18 protein-coding genes are annotated in these 19,623 nt (G+C 37.8%); 9 read left to right on the top strand and 9 right to left on the bottom strand.

Annotated elements, in window-relative coordinates:
- Positions 1–55: 55 nt before the first annotated feature.
- From BUB03_RS20880 to lpxB, 7 genes are all read right to left on the bottom strand, one after another.
- Entirely contained in the window at positions 56–1,579 is a 1,524-nt protein-coding gene (locus BUB03_RS20880; RefSeq protein WP_040997494.1) for a TlpA family protein disulfide reductase, read from the bottom strand.
- A gap of 318 nt (positions 1,580–1,897) precedes the next feature.
- Entirely contained in the window at positions 1,898–2,665 is a 768-nt protein-coding gene (locus BUB03_RS20875) for a succinate dehydrogenase/fumarate reductase iron-sulfur subunit (protein ID WP_040997496.1), read from the bottom strand.
- 24 nt (positions 2,666–2,689) lie between these two features.
- A complete protein-coding gene (locus tag BUB03_RS20870; RefSeq protein WP_040997497.1) occupies positions 2,690–4,702 on the bottom strand; it encodes a fumarate reductase/succinate dehydrogenase flavoprotein subunit in 2,013 nt (670 codons plus the stop codon).
- A 15-nt stretch (positions 4,703–4,717) separates the two neighbouring features.
- The gene (locus tag BUB03_RS20865; RefSeq protein ID WP_040997499.1) at positions 4,718–5,383 is read right to left on the bottom strand and encodes a succinate dehydrogenase cytochrome b subunit; all 666 of its coding nucleotides are present in this window, start codon (positions 5,381–5,383) and stop codon (positions 4,718–4,720) included.
- Positions 5,384–5,527: 144 nt separating this feature from the next.
- Positions 5,528–7,297 (bottom strand): ComEC/Rec2 family competence protein, encoded by a 1,770-nt coding sequence (locus tag BUB03_RS20860; RefSeq protein ID WP_073066778.1) that lies wholly within the window; start codon positions 7,295–7,297, stop codon positions 5,528–5,530.
- 185 nt (positions 7,298–7,482) lie between these two features.
- The gene (locus BUB03_RS20855) at positions 7,483–8,571 is read right to left on the bottom strand and encodes a glycoside hydrolase family 99 protein (protein WP_073066775.1); all 1,089 of its coding nucleotides are present in this window, start codon (positions 8,569–8,571) and stop codon (positions 7,483–7,485) included.
- A gap of 54 nt (positions 8,572–8,625) precedes the next feature.
- Complete coding sequence (gene lpxB, locus BUB03_RS20850) at positions 8,626–9,741, bottom strand: lipid-A-disaccharide synthase (RefSeq protein ID WP_073066773.1); 1,116 nt, start codon at positions 9,739–9,741, stop codon at positions 8,626–8,628.
- A gap of 78 nt (positions 9,742–9,819) precedes the next feature.
- Between lpxB and BUB03_RS20845 the strand changes: the two genes are divergently transcribed.
- The 3 genes from BUB03_RS20845 to BUB03_RS20835 all read left to right on the top strand — a co-directional run bounded on the left by BUB03_RS20845 (position 9,820) and on the right by BUB03_RS20835 (position 12,329).
- On the top strand, positions 9,820–10,329 hold the full coding sequence (locus tag BUB03_RS20845; RefSeq protein WP_073066771.1) for a DUF2480 family protein: 510 nt from the start codon (positions 9,820–9,822) through the stop codon (positions 10,327–10,329).
- A gap of 3 nt (positions 10,330–10,332) precedes the next feature.
- Complete coding sequence (locus BUB03_RS20840) at positions 10,333–11,592, top strand: protein O-mannosyl-transferase family (protein ID WP_073066768.1); 1,260 nt, start codon at positions 10,333–10,335, stop codon at positions 11,590–11,592.
- An 80-nt stretch (positions 11,593–11,672) separates the two neighbouring features.
- A complete protein-coding gene (locus BUB03_RS20835; RefSeq protein ID WP_073066766.1) occupies positions 11,673–12,329 on the top strand; it encodes a DUF937 domain-containing protein in 657 nt (218 codons plus the stop codon).
- Positions 12,330–12,382: 53 nt separating this feature from the next.
- Here the strand turns inward: BUB03_RS20835 and BUB03_RS20830 are convergent, their stop codons facing one another.
- Both BUB03_RS20830 and BUB03_RS20825 read right to left on the bottom strand, forming a co-directional pair.
- Entirely contained in the window at positions 12,383–12,502 is a 120-nt protein-coding gene (locus tag BUB03_RS20830) for a 30S ribosomal protein THX (RefSeq protein WP_073066763.1), read from the bottom strand.
- A gap of 164 nt (positions 12,503–12,666) precedes the next feature.
- Complete coding sequence (locus BUB03_RS20825; protein WP_073066760.1) at positions 12,667–14,061, bottom strand: MATE family efflux transporter; 1,395 nt, start codon at positions 14,059–14,061, stop codon at positions 12,667–12,669.
- Between the two features lie 112 nt (positions 14,062–14,173).
- Between BUB03_RS20825 and BUB03_RS20820 the strand changes: the two genes are divergently transcribed.
- From BUB03_RS20820 to BUB03_RS20795, 6 genes are all read left to right on the top strand, one after another.
- Positions 14,174–14,539, top strand: coding sequence for an ankyrin repeat domain-containing protein (locus BUB03_RS20820; protein WP_175547527.1), 366 nt, complete (start codon positions 14,174–14,176; stop codon positions 14,537–14,539).
- A 163-nt stretch (positions 14,540–14,702) separates the two neighbouring features.
- Entirely contained in the window at positions 14,703–16,457 is a 1,755-nt protein-coding gene (gene aspS, locus BUB03_RS20815; protein WP_073066759.1) for an aspartate--tRNA ligase, read from the top strand.
- 47 nt (positions 16,458–16,504) lie between these two features.
- Positions 16,505–17,209 carry a glutamine amidotransferase-related protein gene (locus tag BUB03_RS20810; RefSeq protein WP_073066757.1) on the top strand — a complete coding sequence of 235 codons (705 nt, stop codon included), beginning with the start codon at positions 16,505–16,507 and terminating at the stop codon, positions 17,207–17,209.
- Positions 17,210–17,231: 22 nt separating this feature from the next.
- Positions 17,232–17,963 carry a carbon-nitrogen hydrolase family protein gene (locus BUB03_RS20805; RefSeq protein WP_073066755.1) on the top strand — a complete coding sequence of 244 codons (732 nt, stop codon included), beginning with the start codon at positions 17,232–17,234 and terminating at the stop codon, positions 17,961–17,963.
- Between the two features lie 224 nt (positions 17,964–18,187).
- Positions 18,188–18,973, top strand: coding sequence for a non-homologous end joining protein Ku (gene ku / locus BUB03_RS20800; RefSeq protein ID WP_073066753.1), 786 nt, complete (start codon positions 18,188–18,190; stop codon positions 18,971–18,973).
- Positions 18,973–19,575: a DNA polymerase ligase N-terminal domain-containing protein gene (locus BUB03_RS20795; RefSeq protein ID WP_073066750.1), complete on the top strand. Its 603-nt coding sequence runs from the start codon at positions 18,973–18,975 to the stop codon at positions 19,573–19,575. The genes ku and BUB03_RS20795 overlap by 1 nt, the downstream gene beginning before the upstream one ends.
- The last annotated feature ends 48 nt before the right edge of the window (positions 19,576–19,623 follow it).

The following is a 19,623-nucleotide window of genomic DNA, read 5'->3' as shown; positions in this document are numbered from 1 at the left end:
TACAATAAAAAAAAACCTTATCCGAAGATAAGGTTTCCATCTATATTAAAGTTTATTATTTTGTTGGAGCTGGCTGAGGATTGGCAGGCTGTGCAGAAGGGTCAACCGGCATTCCCGGCATCATCTGAACATTCGGCTGTACTTTCGGTGCAGAAAGACCTGTAAGCTTGTCCAATATGGTTACGACTTCCTGTTCGCCAAGATTTACAAAAGATCTGCTGGCAATTTTACCATCTTTATCAACAATTACAAAGCAAGGCAGTTTAAATCCATATACTCCATATTTTTTAGCAATATCTGAATCCAGACCTTTTTCTCCATATACATTGGTTCCCGGAATTCCTTTCAGCAATGCACTGCTTGTTTTTACGAACTGGTCTTTTGTATCATCTACGTTCACAAAAACAAAGTTCATTTTAGACTTATAGAAGTTCACCACTTCTTTCAGTACAGGAACTGTAGCTTCACTGATGTAAGGATTCCATGATGCATAGAAAAACAGCATGTATGGTTTTCCTTTATTTTCAGAAAGCTTATAAGATTTACCATCTGCTTTTATTAATGCTGCCTCAGGAGCAGGTTCTCCTACTTTAAGACCATTAACAGCTAACTGCATTTTAACAAGGTCCGCCTTGATACCTGCATCTGTAATATCTGTATCGATGATTTTCTTAACTTTATCCATATTCTTTGCAGGAGCACCCGGATGAATATCCTGAGCCACTACAAATGCCAACAAATAGTCTTTGGCAGTCTGTGAAACTTCTTTTCTGTCTTTCAGGAACTGTGCAAAAATTTCAGAAGTGGTAACATCTGTTTTTCCTTTAGCTTTTGCCTCTGCATATTTTTGAAAGTCAGGACTCATTTTCACAAGAAGGTACTGTCTGTATAACGGAATCGTTTTTACCATTACGTCTTTATCTCCTTCCAGTTTTGTTTCATAATCTTTGAAAGCTTTGGAAACTTTAAATGAAGGGTTTCCTGACATCTGGCGCTGTGACATCTCATAGTTCGCCAGAAGGTTAAGGATCGTTACTTTCACATCATTCTTTTTCCACTCCAGAATTCCTTTGCTTGGATTATTTTTCTGAGCAAGCTCTTCTACATTTTTATTGATATCGGCTTCGATTTTCTGAGCTCCTTTAAGGAATGTTTTCTCGTCACCGGACATTAGCTGCTGAATGTTGATTTTACTTCCGTACTCACCCAGGAATTTTTGGCTTGCCTGAAGGAAATCATTATTTTTCTTGGCGTCTCCTGTTACTACAAATTCATTAGGGAAAGTCATTGCATTTCCTGAGATATTCAGTTTCTGCCCGCCTTCAAGATAAATAAGGTTTTGTCTTCCTGCATAGTTAATGACATACATCCCGTCTTTAGGAGCTTCAAAGCTTCCTGTAAAGTTTCCACCTTTATCTAAACCAATATTAACAAGCGGAAGGGTTGCCACACCAGAAGCTTCAACGAATTCAATTCTTTCGAGTGGTGAACTTCCGGTAATTTTTCCTTTAACTTCAACTTTTTTTGAACAAGACATCACAAAAGCTGTGATGATAAACAATAAAAGATATTTTTTCATTTCAATTTTAATATTACGCAAAAATACGTTTTTTGCGGCTTGTTGATTAACACTATTTATTTTTTTTGAAAATTTTATGGAATACCTATAAAAAGGGAATTCCAAGGTCTTTCCAATGCTATAAAATTTACGTCTGAAAAACAGATCTGGAAAATTCCAATCCTATTTTATACACCTATGTGCTCACCAAATATAGACTTATTAAACAAGGAATGTCTTATTTAAGCAACAACTTAACAAATTTTAACAGCGATAGGGTATGCATAAAAAAATCGTCTCCAAAATGAAGACGATTTTTAATGTATCTGAATAGGATTTTTATCCTTGGTCTACCATAGCAGCCATATATTCTCTGTTCATTCTGGCGATGTTTTCAAGAGAAATTCCTTTCGGACATTCTACTTCACATGCACCTGTGTTTGAACAGTTTCCGAATCCTTCTTCGTCCATAGCTTTCACCATGTTCAGAACTCTTCTTTTTGCTTCTACTCTACCTTGTGGAAGTAAAGCAAACTGAGATACTTTAGCTCCAACGAACAGCATTGCTGATCCGTTTTTACAAGTTGCCACACATGCTCCACAACCGATACAAGCAGCAGCATCCATTGCCTTGTCTGCATCTTCCTTAGGAACCGGAATTGCGTTGGCATCCAGTGTATTTCCTGAAGTGTTCACGGAAATGAAACCTCCGGCAGCCATTACTCTGTCGAATGCGCTTCTGTCTACCATCAAATCTTTGATAACAGGGAAAGCTGCACTTCTCCAAGGTTCAATAACGATAGTTTCCCCGTCTTTGAACATTCTCATGTGAAGCTGGCAGGTAGTGATTCCTGTATCCGGACCATGTGCTCTACCGTTGATGTAAAGGGAACACATTCCGCAGATTCCTTCACGACAGTCGTGGTCAAAAGCGATAGGTTCTTTTCCTTCGTTAATTAAATTTTCGTTCAGAATATCTAACATCTCTAAAAATGAAGAGTCTGTAGAAACATCTGATATTTTGTAGGTCTCAAACTGACCTTTAGTTTTACTATTTTTCTGTCTCCAAATTTTCAGTGTAAGATGAAGGCCTTTTTTTGCACTCATAATGTTGTATTTATAGGTTGGAGATTATTTATAACTTCTAGTTTTAACCTCGATGTTGTCATATATCAGGTCTTCTTTATGCAGAATTTCACTGTTGATATCTGCTCCCTGATATTCCCAAGCTCCGACATATTTATAGTTTACGTCGTCTCTTTCCGCTTCTCCATCCGGAGTGGAATGGTCTTCACGGAAATGTCCACCACAAGATTCGTTTCTATGCAGTGCATCGATAGCCATTAATTGTCCCAGTTCCAGGAAGTCTGCCACTCTGAATGCTTTTTCAAGCTCAGTGTTCATGCCGTCATTGTCACCAGGTACTTTTACATTTTTCCAGAAATCGTTTCTTACTTCTTCGATTTCTCTGATCGCTTCTCTTAAACCTTCTGGAGTTCTTCCCATTCCTACTTTATTCCACATAATGTGTCCTAATTTTTTGTGGAAATGGTCAACTGAATGAGTTCCTTTATTATTTAAGAAGAAATCTATTTTATCTTTAATTCCTTTTTCAGCTTCATCAAATGCTGCGGACTCTGTAGGAATAGTTCCGGTTCTGATGTCTGCAGAAAGATAATCTGCAATCGTATAAGGAAGAACGAAATATCCGTCTGCCAAACCTTGCATCAATGCAGAAGCTCCCAATCTGTTCGCTCCGTGGTCAGAGAAATTAGCCTCACCGATTACGAAACATCCTGGAATAGTAGACTGAAGGTTATAATCTACCCAAACACCACCCATTGTGTAGTGAACCGCAGGATAAATTTTCATTGGAGTTTTATAAGGATCATCTGCAGTAATTTTTTCGTACATCACAAACAGGTTACCATATTTCTCCTCAATCCAGCTTTTTCCCAAGTCATAGATCTGCTGCTCTGTAGGGTTATGGATATGTTTTTCGATAGCGGCTTCTTTACCTTTTTTCATGATCTCTGTAGAGAAATCAAGGTAAACACCTTCCTGTGTATCATTATTTTCGATTCCGAAACCGGCATCACATCTTTCTTTAGCCGCTCTGGACGCAACGTCTCTTGGAACCAGGTTTCCGAATGCAGGATATCTTCTTTCTAAATAATAATCTCTATCTTCTTCTTTAATATTTTCCGGTCTTAGTTTACCTTCTCTGATCGCTACTGAATCTTCAATTTTCTTAGGAACCCAGATTCTTCCGGAGTTTCTTAATGATTCAGACATCAAAGTAAGTTTAGACTGCTGAGTTCCGTGAACCGGAATACAAGTCGGGTGAATCTGTACATAGCAAGGGTTAGCGAAATACGCTCCTTTTTTGTGGATCTTCCATGCTGCAGAAACGTTTGATCCCATTGCATTGGTAGAAAGGAAATAGACGTTTCCGTAACCTCCTGAGGCAATAACAACAGCGTGAGCAGAATGTCTTTCAATTTCACCTGTTACAAGGTTTCTTGCGATGATTCCTCTTGCTTTCCCGTCAACAATAACAAGATCAAGCATCTCATGACGGTTATACATCTTGATTCTACCTTTACCGATCTGACGGCTCATTGCAGAATATGCACCTAATAATAACTGCTGACCAGTCTGTCCTTTTGCATAGAAAGTTCTTTTTACCTGAACCCCACCAAATGAACGGTTATCTAGCTGACCGCCGTAATCTCTCCCGAAAGGAACACCTTGGGAAACACACTGGTCAATAATATTGGCAGAAACCTCAGCCAATCTGTAAACGTTAGCTTCTCTTGCTCTGTAGTCACCACCTTTGATTGTGTCATAGAACAATCTGTAAGTGGAGTCACCATCACCCTGATAGTTTTTAGCGGCATTGATACCTCCCTGCGCTGCAATTGAGTGTGCTCTTCTTGGAGAATCCTGATAGCAAAATGCTTTTACATTATATCCCTGCTCAGCCAGAGTAGCTGCAGCAGAACCTCCTGCCAAACCTGTACCTACAACAATAATATCAATCTTATCTCTGTTGTTTGGTGCAACAAGGTTCATATGGTCTTTATGATGCTTCCATTTATCCTTTAAAGGACCAGCCGGAATTTTTGAATCTAATTTACTCATATTGGTATATTGATATTATTGAGTTACAAAGTGAAAAATTGCGATAAAAATGAAACCTGCAGGAATAAGGATTGAATACCATTTTCCAAAAGCTTTAATTACCGGAGTATATTTCGGATGTCTTGCTCCGATAGACTGGAACGAAGACTGGAAACCGTGAGCAAGGTGTAGTCCCAATAAAACGAAAGCGATTACATACAGTACCACTCTCCAGATATCGGCAAACTTCTCGTGAAGCTCCGGCCAGAAACGTTCTGAATCTGGAGCAAGCCCTTCCACATACTTATAATTGATTTCATGAAGCCAGAAATCATAAAAGTGAAGTACCAAGAAGGCTAAAACAACAGCTCCGGAAATAATCATATTTCTGGACATCCATGAAGAGTTCACAGAAGGGTTGTTGGAAGCATACTTTATCGGACGTGCTTTATTGTTCTTAATCTCCAGTACGAATCCCATGATAAAATGGAAAATAACTGCAAAACCAAGAATAGGCTGCATCAGGAATTGGACAAGCGGATTATAACCCATAAAATCAGAAGCCGTATTAAAGATGTTACGGTTCGGCAATACAGATAATAAGTTTGTCGTCAAATGCAGTATAAGAAAGATCAGCAAAAAAAGAGCTGATAATGCCATCGCATATTTTCTACCTATCGTAGAACTCGTTAAACCTGCCATATAAGTTTAAATTTGAATTTCCCACAAAATTAAGAAATGTTAACAATATCGGGAAGTGAGAAATCTCACAATTAGCCAGTTTGTAATCTTTCTAAATAAGAATCCAATACATTATTTAAAGGGGAAAAATGAAATATCGGTTTATTATTTCAAATCATAAATTCTGCCATTATAAACTACCTTTTCTGCTGACTTGGGAAAGGTTTTTATTTTTATATTTTTTATTCGTCTGGAGGAACAGTAAGGATCAGCTATAAACCTGGAAATTTTCTTTTCATCCGAGTTTTCTGACACCCAAAAACAAACTCTGTTCCCATCTTTTACAGATAATACTTTAGTTTTATTGAAATCATGAAGCATTATTTCTTCTTTCTGATTTGCAAAGATATCAAATCCGGTTCTGAGCAGAGAAAAAACAAGAACCGCCGCAACTGCCCTGACTAAATTTCTGAAATTAATGTTTAAAAATAATGGCCTCAGCATATAAACGATCACAGACAAAGATAAAACTTCAATAAAATTCATCGCTATGTTCGAAAAAAATAATACATCTCTTTCTGCAAACCAGTGAATCAGGCTTAACAAAACCTGGATTGAAGTGTCATATACGGAATCAATCCATGTAAAATCTATATGTAACCCTATGAGAACGGTCATCAGAAAGGAAAACACAATCAGAATTTCTGAAAACGGAACAATCAGGATATTGGCAGGAACAGAAACCAGCGAGAACTGATGAAAATAATACAATACCAATGGCAATGTGGCCAGCTGTGCAGAGATCGAAATAGTAATGGTATTGCAGATAAGTTTTTTAAAGTAACCATCCTGCCGGGGAAAATATTTCAAAAGAGGCTGGTTCAGCCAGAATATTCCCAGCACGGCAAGAAAACTTAGCTGAAAGCCTATATCGAAGAGCTGCTGCGTATCGCTCACCAAAATAATCATTGCTGACAGGGAGAGGGAATGAAGCAGATCCGGCTTTCTCTGAAGCAACACATAGATAAAATATACGGAAAGCATAATACAGGAACGCAGCACTGAGCTTCCGAACCCAATAAATGCTGCAAAAACCCAGATAAAAACAATACTGGTGACAACCGCATATTTCCTGAACCTTAAAGGGCTGAATCTTGTCAGCAAAAAGTAAAACATTCCGAAAATCACTACGATATGTGTCCCGGAAATAGCCAGCAGATGAAGCATCCCGGACCTGTTGAAATCCTGCACGGTCCCTGCATCCATTTCCGTTCTGTCCGCGAGGATAATTCCTTTTAAAAATTCCCGGGTTTTATAGGACATTTCAGATTTGTCAATTTTTTGTAATATGTTCAATCGATGCTGCTGAATCCATTCATTGATATTCAAATCTGCTCTTACTGCTGAAATTATATTTCCGGATATATAGCACTGATATTCAATATTTTTTCTTTTCAGATAGTTGGCGTAATCAAACTGGAAGTCATATTGCGGGGGTTTTGGTTTTGATATATAAGCATCCGCCTTGTAATAATGTTTAAAATCCAGCTCTTCAGCTGTTTTGGGAATATAAATAACAGCTTTGAAGTTTTCTTTTCCTGATTGAACTGATCCCTCATATTTTTTATTTTTCTCTGTAGAATTTAGTTTTTTTGAAACCTTAAAAAATACAGATCCATTTTGAGGCACAGATAAGGGAGCAGACGAAAAAGTATTAAAAGAGTGAAGAATTATTCCGGCTCCGAAAAACATAAGCCCCAGCAATATTGCTTTTATTTTATGAAGAATGTAAGATGTCATAAAATACAAGAGGAAAATCAATAAACAGCCTCCTGCAACTGCGTATATTATGGTTTTATCTATCGGAAAATGATCCTGAAAAAGAATTCTTAAAATAAAACAGAGGCTAAGAATAAGAAGAGGCTGCTTGTTCATCTGGTGTAATTTGGAAATCAAAAAGTAATTAATTTCCTTATGATTCAATAACACTGATTTTGCAGAATTCAGATTTTATATCCCAACATAATGAATAATATAAGGCCTGATTATTTACTATAAAATTAGGTTTTAGTAAAAAAAATAAAAGCCATCTTGAAAGACAGCTTTAAATATTTTTAGGGTTATTTATTCCCGGAAAACTGATGGATCAAACGCCTGGTTTCCTTTATGTAGAACCAGGAATCCTTTCCGTAATCTTCATATTTGAAATCTCCTGATTTTTTAGAGATTGCAGGTTCTATTTGCGTTCCTTCGTGCCATTCATTAAAAGAAGTAATGCCGATGAAGTCCGGATTTACTTTGGCAGCTGCATGAAACATTCTTTCATAATATTTCCCATTTTCACGGCTTTTGAAATTGGCTTCATTCCAGGGTCTTATTCTGGTATCGGAATAGCCAGGCCCTACACAAGGGATGAAGATAAGGTGATGGTCTTTTGCAAATCGGGAAAGATAGCTCCAGTTTAAAGTTGTGCTCCCGAAAACAAAACCTTCACTGGCAAAATAGGTATAAAAACCGTCAAATCCTGATGCTGCAAAAAAATCAGAATGTTCTTTTTCAACCCATAACCCGATATAAAGTCCATCCAGTTCTGTATTCCGTACTGTATTTTCCCCGTTTTTGGAAAGCAGTTTTGACCATTCTGAAGGAGGAATTTTATAACTGTCGTAAACATAGTACAACGGTTTGCCATCTTTTTTGTAAAAAGCATGATGATGAGAGTAAGTATTGATCAGATAAGAAAGCTGCTCCCTGAGTTCAACAATATTTTTGTAGAATGGCTCTATGTGAAAAGCTACTTTTAAACCAAACTGATCGGCAATATCAAGATATTTTGTGATGCTTTTATCTACAAATGAGTCTTTTCCCAGCCAGCTTAAAACGACTACACCAACTCCTGATTCTTTGATCATTTTCATATGTTTTCTAATGATCTCCGGATCGTTGGAACTATAATTTCCTAAAGCGGGATAAAAATTAGCTCCAATATCATCACCTCCTTTGTGATTTCCCAGGTTGTTCCATTTCGGATTGCTCCAGTGAGGTAAAATATCATGATTCCAATGCTCATATTTGCCATCTACCTCAGGATTTGCATACCAGCCGTAGTAGAAAATCTGAAATTTTTCATCCGGCGTATTATTCTGGGCTAAACTTTTTATTGAAGTGCACATCAACAAAATGCATATCAGTAGGCTTCTAAAGTTCATGGTAATTAAATTTAAATCGATAAATTGTATAAAAGGAAGTCTGTTTCAGACAGATCAATTGGAATTATTTAAGCTCAAAACTATCTCGGCAGCTTTTTCGCTGGCTCCTTTTCCACCCAGTTTTTCCCTTAAAAGGCTATAATCTGCCAAAACCTGATTTCTTTTTTCACCTTCAATCATTTTATTAAGCTCTTCAACAAGGTTTTTCGTGTTCAGATCGGCCTGGATGAGTTCCTTTACAACTTCCCTGTCCATAATCAGATTCACAAGAGAAATGTATTTGATGTTTTTCACAAGCCTTTTGGCAATAGCATAGGAAATTTTGCTTCCACGATAGCATACCACTTCCGGAATATTAAGCAGAGCAGTTTCCAGGGTTGCCGTTCCTGAAGTTACCAAAGCGGCTTTGGAACATCTCAGAAGGTCATAGGTCCTGTTCGAGACAAAATGAACATTATCATCCACATATTTCTGATAAAATTCCTTCGGAAGGCTTGGAGCACCGGCAATCACAAACTGGTAATTTTTGAAATGAGGTCTCACTGAAAGCATTATTTCAAGCATTTTTTCCACTTCCTGTTTACGGGAACCGGGAAGAAGTGCAATGATCTCTTTTTCATTAAGATGGTTTTCCTTTTTAAATCCTTCAATGCTGATATCGCTTAGACCGCCTATGGCATCAAGAAGCGGATGTCCTACAAAATGGGAATGCACACCATGTTTTCTATAAAAGTCTTCTTCAAAAGGAAGAATGACCATCATTTCATCCACATATTTTTTGATAATCTCTACCCTTCCTTCTTTCCATGCCCACAGCTGTGGAGAAATATAATAAACTACCTTGATTCCGAGTTCCTTTGCAAATCTTGCGATTCGCAGGTTAAACCCTGGATAATCTATCAGAATCAGGATATCAGGTTTATGTTTTTGAATATCTTCTTTACAGAATTTAATATTGTTCAGGATGGTTCTTAAATTCATAGCCACTTCCAGAAATCCCATGAAAGCAAGATCACGGTAATGTTTTACCAGCGTGCCACCCTGTGCTTTCATAAGATCTCCACCCCAGAATCTTATTTCTGCCTGTGGATCTTTATTCATAAGGGCTTTCATTAAGTTACTCCCATGCAGATCACCGGAAGCCTCTCCTGCAATAATATAATACTTCATTTCTATAGTAAGGATAGAGAACAAATTAAGATCAAGTAAATCTTAATTTGTAAATTTGTCCAAAGATAATGATAAAAAATGTCAGAAGAATTTGAAATCCGAAATAAAGTTGCCGAAAGCGGCCTTGTGAATTTCGACCTGTCCACTCTGGTTCCCAAAGGAGTAAGAAAAGGAATTGACCTTAAAGATTTTCTATTTCAGGAAATAATCCTGAAGGAGAAAGATTTCAGGGAAAAAGTGGATGCCATAGATACGGAAGAGTATAAAGACACTTATATATACATTTATAATTCTGTGGACACCATCGTTCCACTGTGGGCTTACTTTGTACTGACTGCAAAGCTTACAGACGTTGCTAAAAAAATTGTTTTCGGGAACCGTGAAGATCTGGAAGTGATCCTCATGCATAATGCCATCCAGACTTACGATTTTGAAGATATGAGAGGTAAAAGAGTGCTTGTAAAAGGATGTTCGGACAAAGAAATTCCGGAAAATGCATATATAGAACTTGTTGAACAGCTAAAGCCAATGGTAAAATCATTAATGTTCGGGGAAGCCTGCTCTAATGTTCCTATTGTTAAGAATTAAGGTATGCTTAAAAATTTATACGCAGTCTTCATCTTTTTTATCTTTTTAGCAATTTATTATGCCGGAAGTTTTACAAGAATCCCGTTTGCGGACTGCGTAGGCTTTGTACATACAGTTGAGCTAGGCAAATACGCCACAGTTGCTACGGCTATTACTCATTTTCTGTATGTAAATACAGGTATCCTGATTAAAGATATTACCGGGCTGGATGCCATTGCTGCAAGCAGGCTTTTAATTGTAGGTTCTGCCGCCGCTACGGTATCGGTGATTTATCTTACGGTAAAAAGTATTACGAAAAAAGAATGGGTTTCTATCACAACAGCATTTGTTTTTGGGTTTAGTTTTTCTTTTTGGAGAAATGCGGAAATTGTTGAAGTATATACTTATAATGCGTTATGGGTGAGTCTTTTCTTTTTTTCAATGGTAAAGAGCTTTACGGAAAATAAGAAGGTCTATATTATACTAAGCGGACTGTTTCTAGGAATAAGCCTATGGCTGCATATACAGAATGTGTTAATGATTCCGGCTCTGTTTGTCTTTCTATACTATTTTAAAGAGGAGAAAAAATATGTTTACTCTTCACTCTTTATATTCCTGTTTCTTTTCCTGGCTATCAATATTTTAAATCTTGCCCAGGGATTACCGTTGAATTCTCCCTATACTGCGGAAGGAGGACGCTGGATACAAGAAACATTCAAGAAAACACCCAAACAGTATTTAATAGATTTTGTTCAGTCTGTTGCTTATTTGGTTTACAACTTCAATATTTTTATCGTTTTCGGGATTATCGGAATGATACAGTTATACAAGTCGGATAAAAAGATGTTTTTTGTATTCTTCACAGCTGCTGTATGTGTGTACGGATTCTCTACATTCTACGCAGTATCAGATAATTATGTATTTTTCATTCCTTTCAATATGATCTTTGCCCTTTCTATCGGGTATGGCCTTGCATTACCAAAATATGCCCGTTTGAAAAAGTTCTCATGGTTATGTCTTCTTATTCCTCTAGGCTATTTTGCTGTTTACAAAGCGGCATTTTTAACGGAGCCGGGAAGAAAGTTTCACGAGGCTAAAATGTATAAAGGCGGTCTTGATTATTACATGCTTCCCTGGATGAATAACAATGTCGGCATTTTGGAATTTATTATCGAAAAAAAGAAATCTCCCGATCCGATGCACTGGATGATCAATGGAGCCAGGGATTATATAGAGCTTCTGAAAAGCAAAGGATATACAGAGGAAGAGATCAAAAAACTTTAACAATAATTGTGAATACAAAAATTCAGTGAATCACATTTTTTGATATCTTTGATTTACTTAATATTATAAATAAACACAACATGAGTTTAATTGACCTACTTACAGGTAACACCAGCAATCAGGTTGCTGAACAGGCAGAAAACAAATTCGGGATCAGCAAAAATCAGATAATTGCTTTATTGGCAGTCGCTGCTCCTTTGGTTATTTCTTACCTTAGAAACAAATCTCAGGATGCTAAAGAGGCAGAAGCTTTAAATAACGCTTTAGATAAAGACCACGACGGAAGTATTCTTGATGATGCTTCACAGGCTGAAGCCAGACAGGCAGAAGGCGGATCTATCCTTGATCATGTATTTGGCAGCCAGAAAAGTACTGTTGAAAACCAACTTTCTCAGAATACAGGAATCTCTATTGACAAAATAGGACCAGTGCTTGCTATGCTTGCCCCTGTTATCATGGGATATATCGGTAAGGAGAAACAGCAGAATAATGTAGGGGCCGGAGGTTTAGGAGATCTTTTGGGAGGAATTCTTGGAAATGCATCTAACCAGGCTCAGGCACAACAATCTAACCCTTTGAATGACATCTTAGGAAGCGTTCTAGATGGTGGACAGTCTCAGTCCGGAGGTAATCCACTAAACGATATCTTAGGAAGCGTACTTGGAGGTGGCGGTGGCCAGCAGCAGCAAGGAGGCGGATTAGGAAGCATCCTTGGTAATATTTTAGGAGGTAAATAATTTAATTTTGCATATTGAAAAAGGCTGAAGATGAATCTTCAGCCTTTTTATTTTTAGCTTTTTGCTTTAGTTTCAGAAGAACCAACCGGTTTAGAAGCTTTTCTAGGTCTTCTTTTACCATAGCTTCCTGAATTGATCTTTCCTCTTCTTGATTTTTTGTCTCCTTTTCCCATAGTGATAAATATTTATTGGTTGAATACTAAATTATAAAATATGGTATACAGCAGAAAATTCCGGCTGTTAAAATTTTTATAAAACTGATGAATGAAGAAAGTGCAGAGCTGAAAGCAAGAGGTTTTCCGGATCATACAAAGTCAATTCTCCCGGTTTCCATCCTTTATACTTTCACCGTCTTCCATTTCCCTTTTTTAAATAAAATAAAGGCAACGATGGTAATTAAAGTTTCTGCAGCAGGAATCGAGATGAATACCCCTTTCGGACCCATTCCAAAATGCTTGGAAAGAAAATAGGCCAATGGGATCTGAAACAGCCAGAACCCAAAGAAATTGACCCACGTTGGTGTCCAGGTATCACCTGCTCCGTTAAATGCATTGATTAATACCATTCCAATTCCATAGAAAATGAATCCTACACTCATAATATGTAATGCATTTTTGGCAAAATCTTTAATTTCCGCTTCTTGTGTAAAAAATCCTACAAGAAAATCTCCGAGTAAGAAAAATATTAAACTCACAGCCAGCATAAAGATCACATTATATTTTACTGTTTTCATAACAGACTGTTCGGCTCTCAGCATTTCATTAGCCCCCATATTCTGCCCTACCAGTGTAGAAGCAGCATTGCTCAAGCCCCAGGCAGGAAGCATAAAAAACATCATCAGCCTTAAGGCCGTCTGATATCCGGCTGAAGCATTTTCCCCGCCGGTCGTTGCCACCAGCTGGGCAAGAAAGATCCAGCTGCATGAGGCAATTACAAACTGAAAAATTCCCGGAGTTGCAATCTTCACAATAGATTTGATCTGCTTAAAATCAGGGCTGAAATAAGAAAGCGAAATACGGATCTGGGTATCAGCAACCAAAAGATGATACAGCTGGTAAATCACCCCGACACTTCGGCCTATCGTAGTCGCTAAAGCCGCTCCTGGAAGCCCCATCGCAGGAACAGGACCAAAACCTTTGATAAGTACCGGACACATAATAATATTGACAATATTGGCAATCCAAAGCGATTTCATAGCAATAGCTGCATTTCCGGCTCCCCTGAAAATCCCGTTGATCAAAAACAGAAGCATAATAATTACACTGCTGCCCATCATTATCCTTGTGAAATCTTTTCCATATGCCGCAGCTTCAGGCTTCGATCCCATCAGAATCAGAATTTCCTCAGCATAAATAACTCCGAATAAACTAAGAATAAAAGTTATAAGAAATGAGACCAGTAAAACCTGCGCAGCGCTCCTGGAAGCCTGCTCCGGATTCTTTTCCCCGATTCTCCTCGCCACCAGAGCGGTAGCAGCCATGCTCATTCCTATTGCAATAGAATACATTACCGAAAGTACAGATTCCGTTAGACCAACACTCTGGATGGCATATCCGCTTTCCTTCAGATGTCCTACAAAATACAGGTCAACTAAAGCAAATACCGATTCCATAGCCATTTCCAGCATCATAGGGACTGCCAGCAAAAGAACAGCGCTTCTGATCGTGATTTTGGTGTAGTCTACTTCTTCACCGCTGAAAGCTCTTTTCAAAAATACTATATATTTTGTCATTTTCTGATCAATAATTATCTGATTTCCAAAAATACAAATTCAATTCTTATAAAAAATTAGTTACTCATATCAAAAAAATAATTTAGATTTGTATATTCTTAAAATGAATCTTATGAAAAAAATAATCTCTACTGCTTTTCTACTTGTCATCTCGGCATCTGCCAACATGCTTTCTGCTCAGACCCAGAGTCTCAGCAAAGCTCAGATGCAAGCTATTCAATCTGATAATGTTGCTTCATTTAAAAAGAATTTTTCAAAAGCAGATTACAACAAATGCTTTCCACTTAAGGATGAGACTTTCAGCGCATTAGGCTTCAGCTCACTTTATGGCAGAAATAATATTGTTAAATTTCTTCTGGACAACCAGGCAGATGTTAACAAGGAATGTAACGGAAAAACTCCTCTTGCATTAGCTAAATTGGGGAAAAAAGAGCAAACTGTACAATTGCTGATACAGCAGGGAGCTGCTAATAATTAATTAAAAAGCCCTCAAATAATATACAAGACTTCCGAAAGGAAGTTTTTTTTGTTTCTGAAACCTTCAAAAATCCTATCTTTGCATCCTGAATTTAGGGCTGGAAAATTAATGATCAAAAAAGCTCAGCCTTATATCTTAAACATTGAACCTTAAACAAATAATTATGTTTCGATCACACACGAACGGAGAATTATCTCTGAAAAATCTTAATGAAGAAGTTACACTTTCCGGATGGGTACAGACTATCCGTGATAAAGGATTTATGATTTGGATAGATCTTCGGGATCGTTACGGAATTACCCAACTTGTTTTTGATCAGGACCGTTCTTCTGCCCAACTGATGGAAGAAGCCAAAAAACTGGGTCGCGAATTTGTGATCCAGGTTACCGGGAAAGTAATTGAAAGGGTAAGCAAAAACCCCAATATTCCAACAGGAGAAATTGAAATTTTAGTTGAAAAATTAACGGTTCTTAATGAATCCCTGCTTCCTCCTTTTACTATTGAAGATGAAACAGATGGTGGCGAGGAGTTAAGAATGAAATACCGTTACCTGGATATCAGAAGAAACCCTGTAAAAGAAAAGCTGATCTTCCGTCATAAAATGGCTCAGAAGGTAAGAAACTATCTTTCAGACGAAGGTTTTATTGAAGTGGAAACCCCGGTTTTAATTAAATCTACTCCTGAAGGGGCAAGAGACTTCGTGGTTCCAAGCAGAATGAACCCGGGACAGTTTTATGCTCTTCCACAATCGCCACAAACATTCAAACAGCTTCTGATGGTAGGCGGAATGGATAAATACTTCCAGATCGTAAAATGTTTCCGTGATGAAGATTTAAGAGCGGACAGACAGCCGGAATTTACCCAAATCGACTGTGAAATGGCTTTTGTTGAACAGGAAGACATCATGAATGTCTTTGAAGGAATGACAAAAACGCTGATTAAAGACGTTACCGGACAGGAATTCGGAGACTTCCCGAGAATGACCTTCGCAGATGCGATGAGAAAATACGGAAACGACAAACCGGACATCCGTTTCGGAATGGAATTCGTGGAACTTAACGAACTGGTAAAAGGAAAAGATTTCAAAATATTTGATGACGCTGAATTGATAGTCGGAATTAACGTAGAAGGTTGCGCAGATTACACAAGAAAACAGATCGATGAACTTGTAGACTGGGTAAAACGTCCGCAGATCGGAGCTTCCGGGATGGTATGGGCAAAATTCCAGAATGACGGTGTGAAAACCTCTTCCGTCAACAAATTCTACAACGAAGAAGATCTTTCCAGAATAATCGAAAAATTCGGAGCTAAGGAAGGTGACTTAATGCTGATCTTATCCGGAAACGAAAATAAAGTGAGAGCACAGCTTTCTGCCCTGAGAATGGAACTTGGAAACCGTTTGGGATTAAGAAAAGGGAATGTATTTGCCCCGCTTTGGGTAATCGACTTCCCATTACTGGAATTTGATGAAGAAAGCGGACGTTATCATGCGATGCACCACCCTTTCACCTCTCCGAAACCGGAAGATATCCATCTACTGGAAACGGATCCGGGCAAAGCAAGAGCTAATGCCTATGACATGGTTCTTAACGGAAACGAGATCGGAGGAGGTTCTATCAGAATTTTTGACAAAGATCTTCAATCTAAAATGTTTGACCTTTTAGGATTTACCAAAGAAGAAGCGGAAGCTCAGTTCGGATTCCTGATGAACGCTTTTAAATACGGTGCTCCGCCTCATGGTGGATTAGCTTTCGGATTTGACCGTTTGGTAGCTATTCTTGACGGAAACGAAGTGATCAGAGATTACATTGCGTTCCCTAAAAATAATTCAGGGCGCGACGTGATGATCGATGCCCCGGCATCCATCGCTGAAGCCCAGCTGGATGAACTGGAAATACAATTGAATTTAAAAGCATAACGTAAAGCGGAGATTTTTGTCTCCGCTTTTTTTATTTATATACACTTATGATACCGAAAATTGCTATTCTGGGAGACTTCAATCCCAATCATTTCACACTTCATGCACTCAATGATACTACAAGAAGTGTTCAGAAAAAACTAAATCGTGAAATTCAGTTTGATTGGATTGCTACTGATATTTTCGATGCTAAAACTGTGTTTGAAAAACATAAGTACTTAGGATTATGGATTGCTCCGGGAAGTCCGTACCGGGATATGGAAAATGTACTGAATGCCGTACAGTTTACCCGGGAGAATAATATTCCCACTTTTGGTAATTGTGGCGGATTTCAGCATATGATTATTGAATTTGCCAGAAATGTATGCAATATTGAAAATGCAGACCATGAAGAAACAAATCCAGATGCAAAAGATTCATTGATAAAAAAACTTTCATGTTCATTAAGAGGAGAACAGGAAAATCTGAAAATTATTGATAAAAACAGTTTTCTTTACCGAACAATTAATCAGGATACTATTATAGGCAAGTATAATTGCAGTTATGGCATCAGTGAAAAATACGTTGATATTTTAAAAGGCAGAGGATTATCTTTAACTTCAATTTCTGAAGACGGACATTACCGTTCATTTGAAATACAATCCCATCCTTTTTTTGTAGGGACACTATTTCAACCGGCACTTACTTCTACAGAAAATCAGCCTAATCCCATGATCGTAGAGTTTGTGAAAAAATCTCTGGACCGGATTTAATAACCCTTGTAATTAGAAAAAAATGAAAATTGCAGCAGCCCAAATTAATCCTGTAAAGGGAGATATCCCTAAAAATATTGAAAATCACAAAACATTAGTTAAAGCCGCAGCTGATCATAATGTTAATCTGGTGATCTTCCCCGAACTTTCAGTTACCGGCTATGAACCTGAACTGGCGGAACAGCTCTCAATTCATTACGAAGATCCTGTTTTAGACATTTTTCAGAAAATGGCAGATAAGAATAATATTACCATCGCTGTTGGAATGCCTACGAAAGCAGATGACAAATTGTTTATCAGCTCCATCATCTTCCAGCAGGGAAAAGGAAGAGAAATTTATTCAAAACGTCATCTTTTCCCAACAGAGACAGGTGTTTTTTCACGAAGTGAAAATTTCTGCCAGCTGAACATATTACAGAATAAGATTTCGTTAGCAATATGCTATGATTTATCTGATCCAAATCATTCCCTGGAAGCTTATCAGGCCGGATCGAATGTATATGCTGCCAGTGTTCTTAATTCTGTAAACTTCATTGATGATGATCTTTTTAAACTCTCCGATATCGCGAAAAAATATCACATGCATGTTTTGATGGCAAATTTCACCGGAAAATCAGGCGGCTATGAATGTGCCGGAAAATCTTCTGTATGGAATAATAACGGAAGCTTACTCGGACAGCTCAATCGAGAAGATGAAGGACTTCTTATTTTAAATACGGAGAATAATCAGATAGAGGAAATTTATATCCATTAGCACTTAAAAGGTGGAGAAAGTTTCTCCACCTTTTTATTTTACAAACTCCATTTTTTTACTTCAATTCTGGTTCAGCAACAATAAAGTTGAAGAAATCGATCAATTTCAAACAATTATAACTGATATTACTCCATAAGGTTTATAAATTCAAAACAAATACCACATTTGGTAAATATTTTTCACTCGGCACAATCATTGTACTTTCTTACGCAAAACGTAAGACAATGAAAGCAATTTGGAACGGCGCCATTGGATTCGGCTTAGTCAATATTCCTGTTAAGATCTACTCCGCCACAGAAACTACAAAACTTGATCTCGATATGCTCGATAAATCTGATTATTCCAACATTAAATTTAAAAGAGTAAACGAGAGCACAGGGAAAGAAGTGAAATGGGAAAACATTGTAAAAGGTTATCTCATGGATGATAAATACATTGTTCTCGATGAAGAGGATTATGAGGCCGCAAGCCCTGAAAAGACAAAAATACTTTCCATTGACCAGTTTGTACAGGAGTCTGAAGTAGACAGTGTGTACTTTGAGAATCCTTACTTCCTGGAACCTCAAAAAAATGGTGAAAATGCCTACAGGCTTTTATTAAATGCGTTACTGGAAACCGGAATGGCCGGAATCGGAACTTTCGTTCTCCGTGACAGTGAAGCCATAGGAATGATCAGACCTTATAATGACGAAATACTTGTCCTCAACAGGCTTCGGTTTGATCAGGAAATCAGGGACTACAAAGATCTTAAAATCCCTGCCCAGAAAGCTCCCAAACCTGCCGAACTTAAAATGGCGGTAAGTCTTATCAAACAACTTTCCCAGGAATTTGATCCTGCTATGTATAAAGATACTTATTCTGACGAACTGATGAAAATCATCAAACAGAAAGCAAAAGGTAAAAATATAAAAGCTAAAAAGGCCGAGCCAGCCAAAGAAGGTAAAGTAATTGACCTTATGGCCCAGCTGAAAGCCAGTTTACAAAATTCCAAATCCAAATCTGCATCGTAATGGCTCTAAAAGATTATAACGAAAAACGGAAGTTTAACGAAACTACAGAACCGGAAGGCAAAACGAAAAAAAGCAAGGATAAGCTTATCTTCGTCATCCAGAGACATGCGGCATCCCGTCTTCACTATGATTTCCGTCTTGAAATGGATGGTGTTCTGAAAAGCTGGGCTGTTCCCAAAGGTCCTTCACTGGATCCTAAAGATAAAAGGCTTGCCATGATGGTAGAAGACCACCCGTACGATTATAAAGATTTTGAAGGAAATATTCCGGAAGGCAATTACGGTGCCGGGCAGGTGGAAGTATGGGACAGCGGAACCTATGAACCTTTGGAAGAAACGAAACTTTCTGCTGAAAAAGAGCTTTTGAAAGAACTTCATTCAGGGTCATTAAAATTTATTTTACACGGCAAAAAACTTAAAGGCGAGTTTGCTCTTGTCAAAATGAAAAACAGTGAAGATAATGCATGGCTGCTGATCAAGCATAAAGATGAATTTGCAGAAAGCCCTTATGATGCCGAAGAAAATACTTCATCAAAATCTCTGGTGACGAAATTTTTAGAGGAAAAAAAAAGCCTAAAAATAAAGGAAAAAAAGAAGTCATAGCTTCTGAAAAAAGGTTCCAGAGTTTCAATTCTTTAACGAATGAAAAAA

Origin of the sequence: Chryseobacterium oranimense (assembly GCF_900129755.1) — a bacterium.
Taxonomy (GTDB): Bacteria; Bacteroidota; Bacteroidia; order Flavobacteriales; family Weeksellaceae; genus Chryseobacterium; species Chryseobacterium oranimense.
Note: the sequence above shows the minus strand (reverse complement) of the source record. Positions and strands in the feature narration are given on the sequence as shown.

Coding starts and splice junctions, on each gene's coding strand:
- ku (WP_073066753.1), top strand. CDS start 18,188: ATGAAAGCAATTTGGAACGGCGCCATTGGATTCGGCTTAGTCAATATT.
- BUB03_RS20805 (WP_073066755.1), top strand. CDS start 17,232: ATGAAAATTGCAGCAGCCCAAATTAATCCTGTAAAGGGAGATATCCCT.
- BUB03_RS20795 (WP_073066750.1), top strand. CDS start 18,973: ATGGCTCTAAAAGATTATAACGAAAAACGGAAGTTTAACGAAACTACA.
- BUB03_RS20835 (WP_073066766.1), top strand. CDS start 11,673: ATGAGTTTAATTGACCTACTTACAGGTAACACCAGCAATCAGGTTGCT.
- BUB03_RS20855 (WP_073066775.1), bottom strand. CDS start 8,571: ATGAACTTTAGAAGCCTACTGATATGCATTTTGTTGATGTGCACTTCA.
- lpxB (WP_073066773.1), bottom strand. CDS start 9,741: ATGAAGTATTATATTATTGCAGGAGAGGCTTCCGGTGATCTGCATGGG.
- BUB03_RS20840 (WP_073066768.1), top strand. CDS start 10,333: ATGCTTAAAAATTTATACGCAGTCTTCATCTTTTTTATCTTTTTAGCA.
- aspS (WP_073066759.1), top strand. CDS start 14,703: ATGTTTCGATCACACACGAACGGAGAATTATCTCTGAAAAATCTTAAT.
- BUB03_RS20810 (WP_073066757.1), top strand. CDS start 16,505: ATGATACCGAAAATTGCTATTCTGGGAGACTTCAATCCCAATCATTTC.
- BUB03_RS20880 (WP_040997494.1), bottom strand. CDS start 1,579: ATGAAAAAATATCTTTTATTGTTTATCATCACAGCTTTTGTGATGTCT.
- BUB03_RS20870 (WP_040997497.1), bottom strand. CDS start 4,702: ATGAGTAAATTAGATTCAAAAATTCCGGCTGGTCCTTTAAAGGATAAA.
- BUB03_RS20820 (WP_175547527.1), top strand. CDS start 14,174: ATGAAAAAAATAATCTCTACTGCTTTTCTACTTGTCATCTCGGCATCT.
- BUB03_RS20865 (WP_040997499.1), bottom strand. CDS start 5,383: ATGGCAGGTTTAACGAGTTCTACGATAGGTAGAAAATATGCGATGGCA.
- BUB03_RS20845 (WP_073066771.1), top strand. CDS start 9,820: ATGTCAGAAGAATTTGAAATCCGAAATAAAGTTGCCGAAAGCGGCCTT.
- BUB03_RS20860 (WP_073066778.1), bottom strand. CDS start 7,297: ATGAACAAGCAGCCTCTTCTTATTCTTAGCCTCTGTTTTATTTTAAGA.
- BUB03_RS20825 (WP_073066760.1), bottom strand. CDS start 14,061: ATGACAAAATATATAGTATTTTTGAAAAGAGCTTTCAGCGGTGAAGAA.
- BUB03_RS20875 (WP_040997496.1), bottom strand. CDS start 2,665: ATGAGTGCAAAAAAAGGCCTTCATCTTACACTGAAAATTTGGAGACAG.
- BUB03_RS20830 (WP_073066763.1), bottom strand. CDS start 12,502: ATGGGAAAAGGAGACAAAAAATCAAGAAGAGGAAAGATCAATTCAGGA.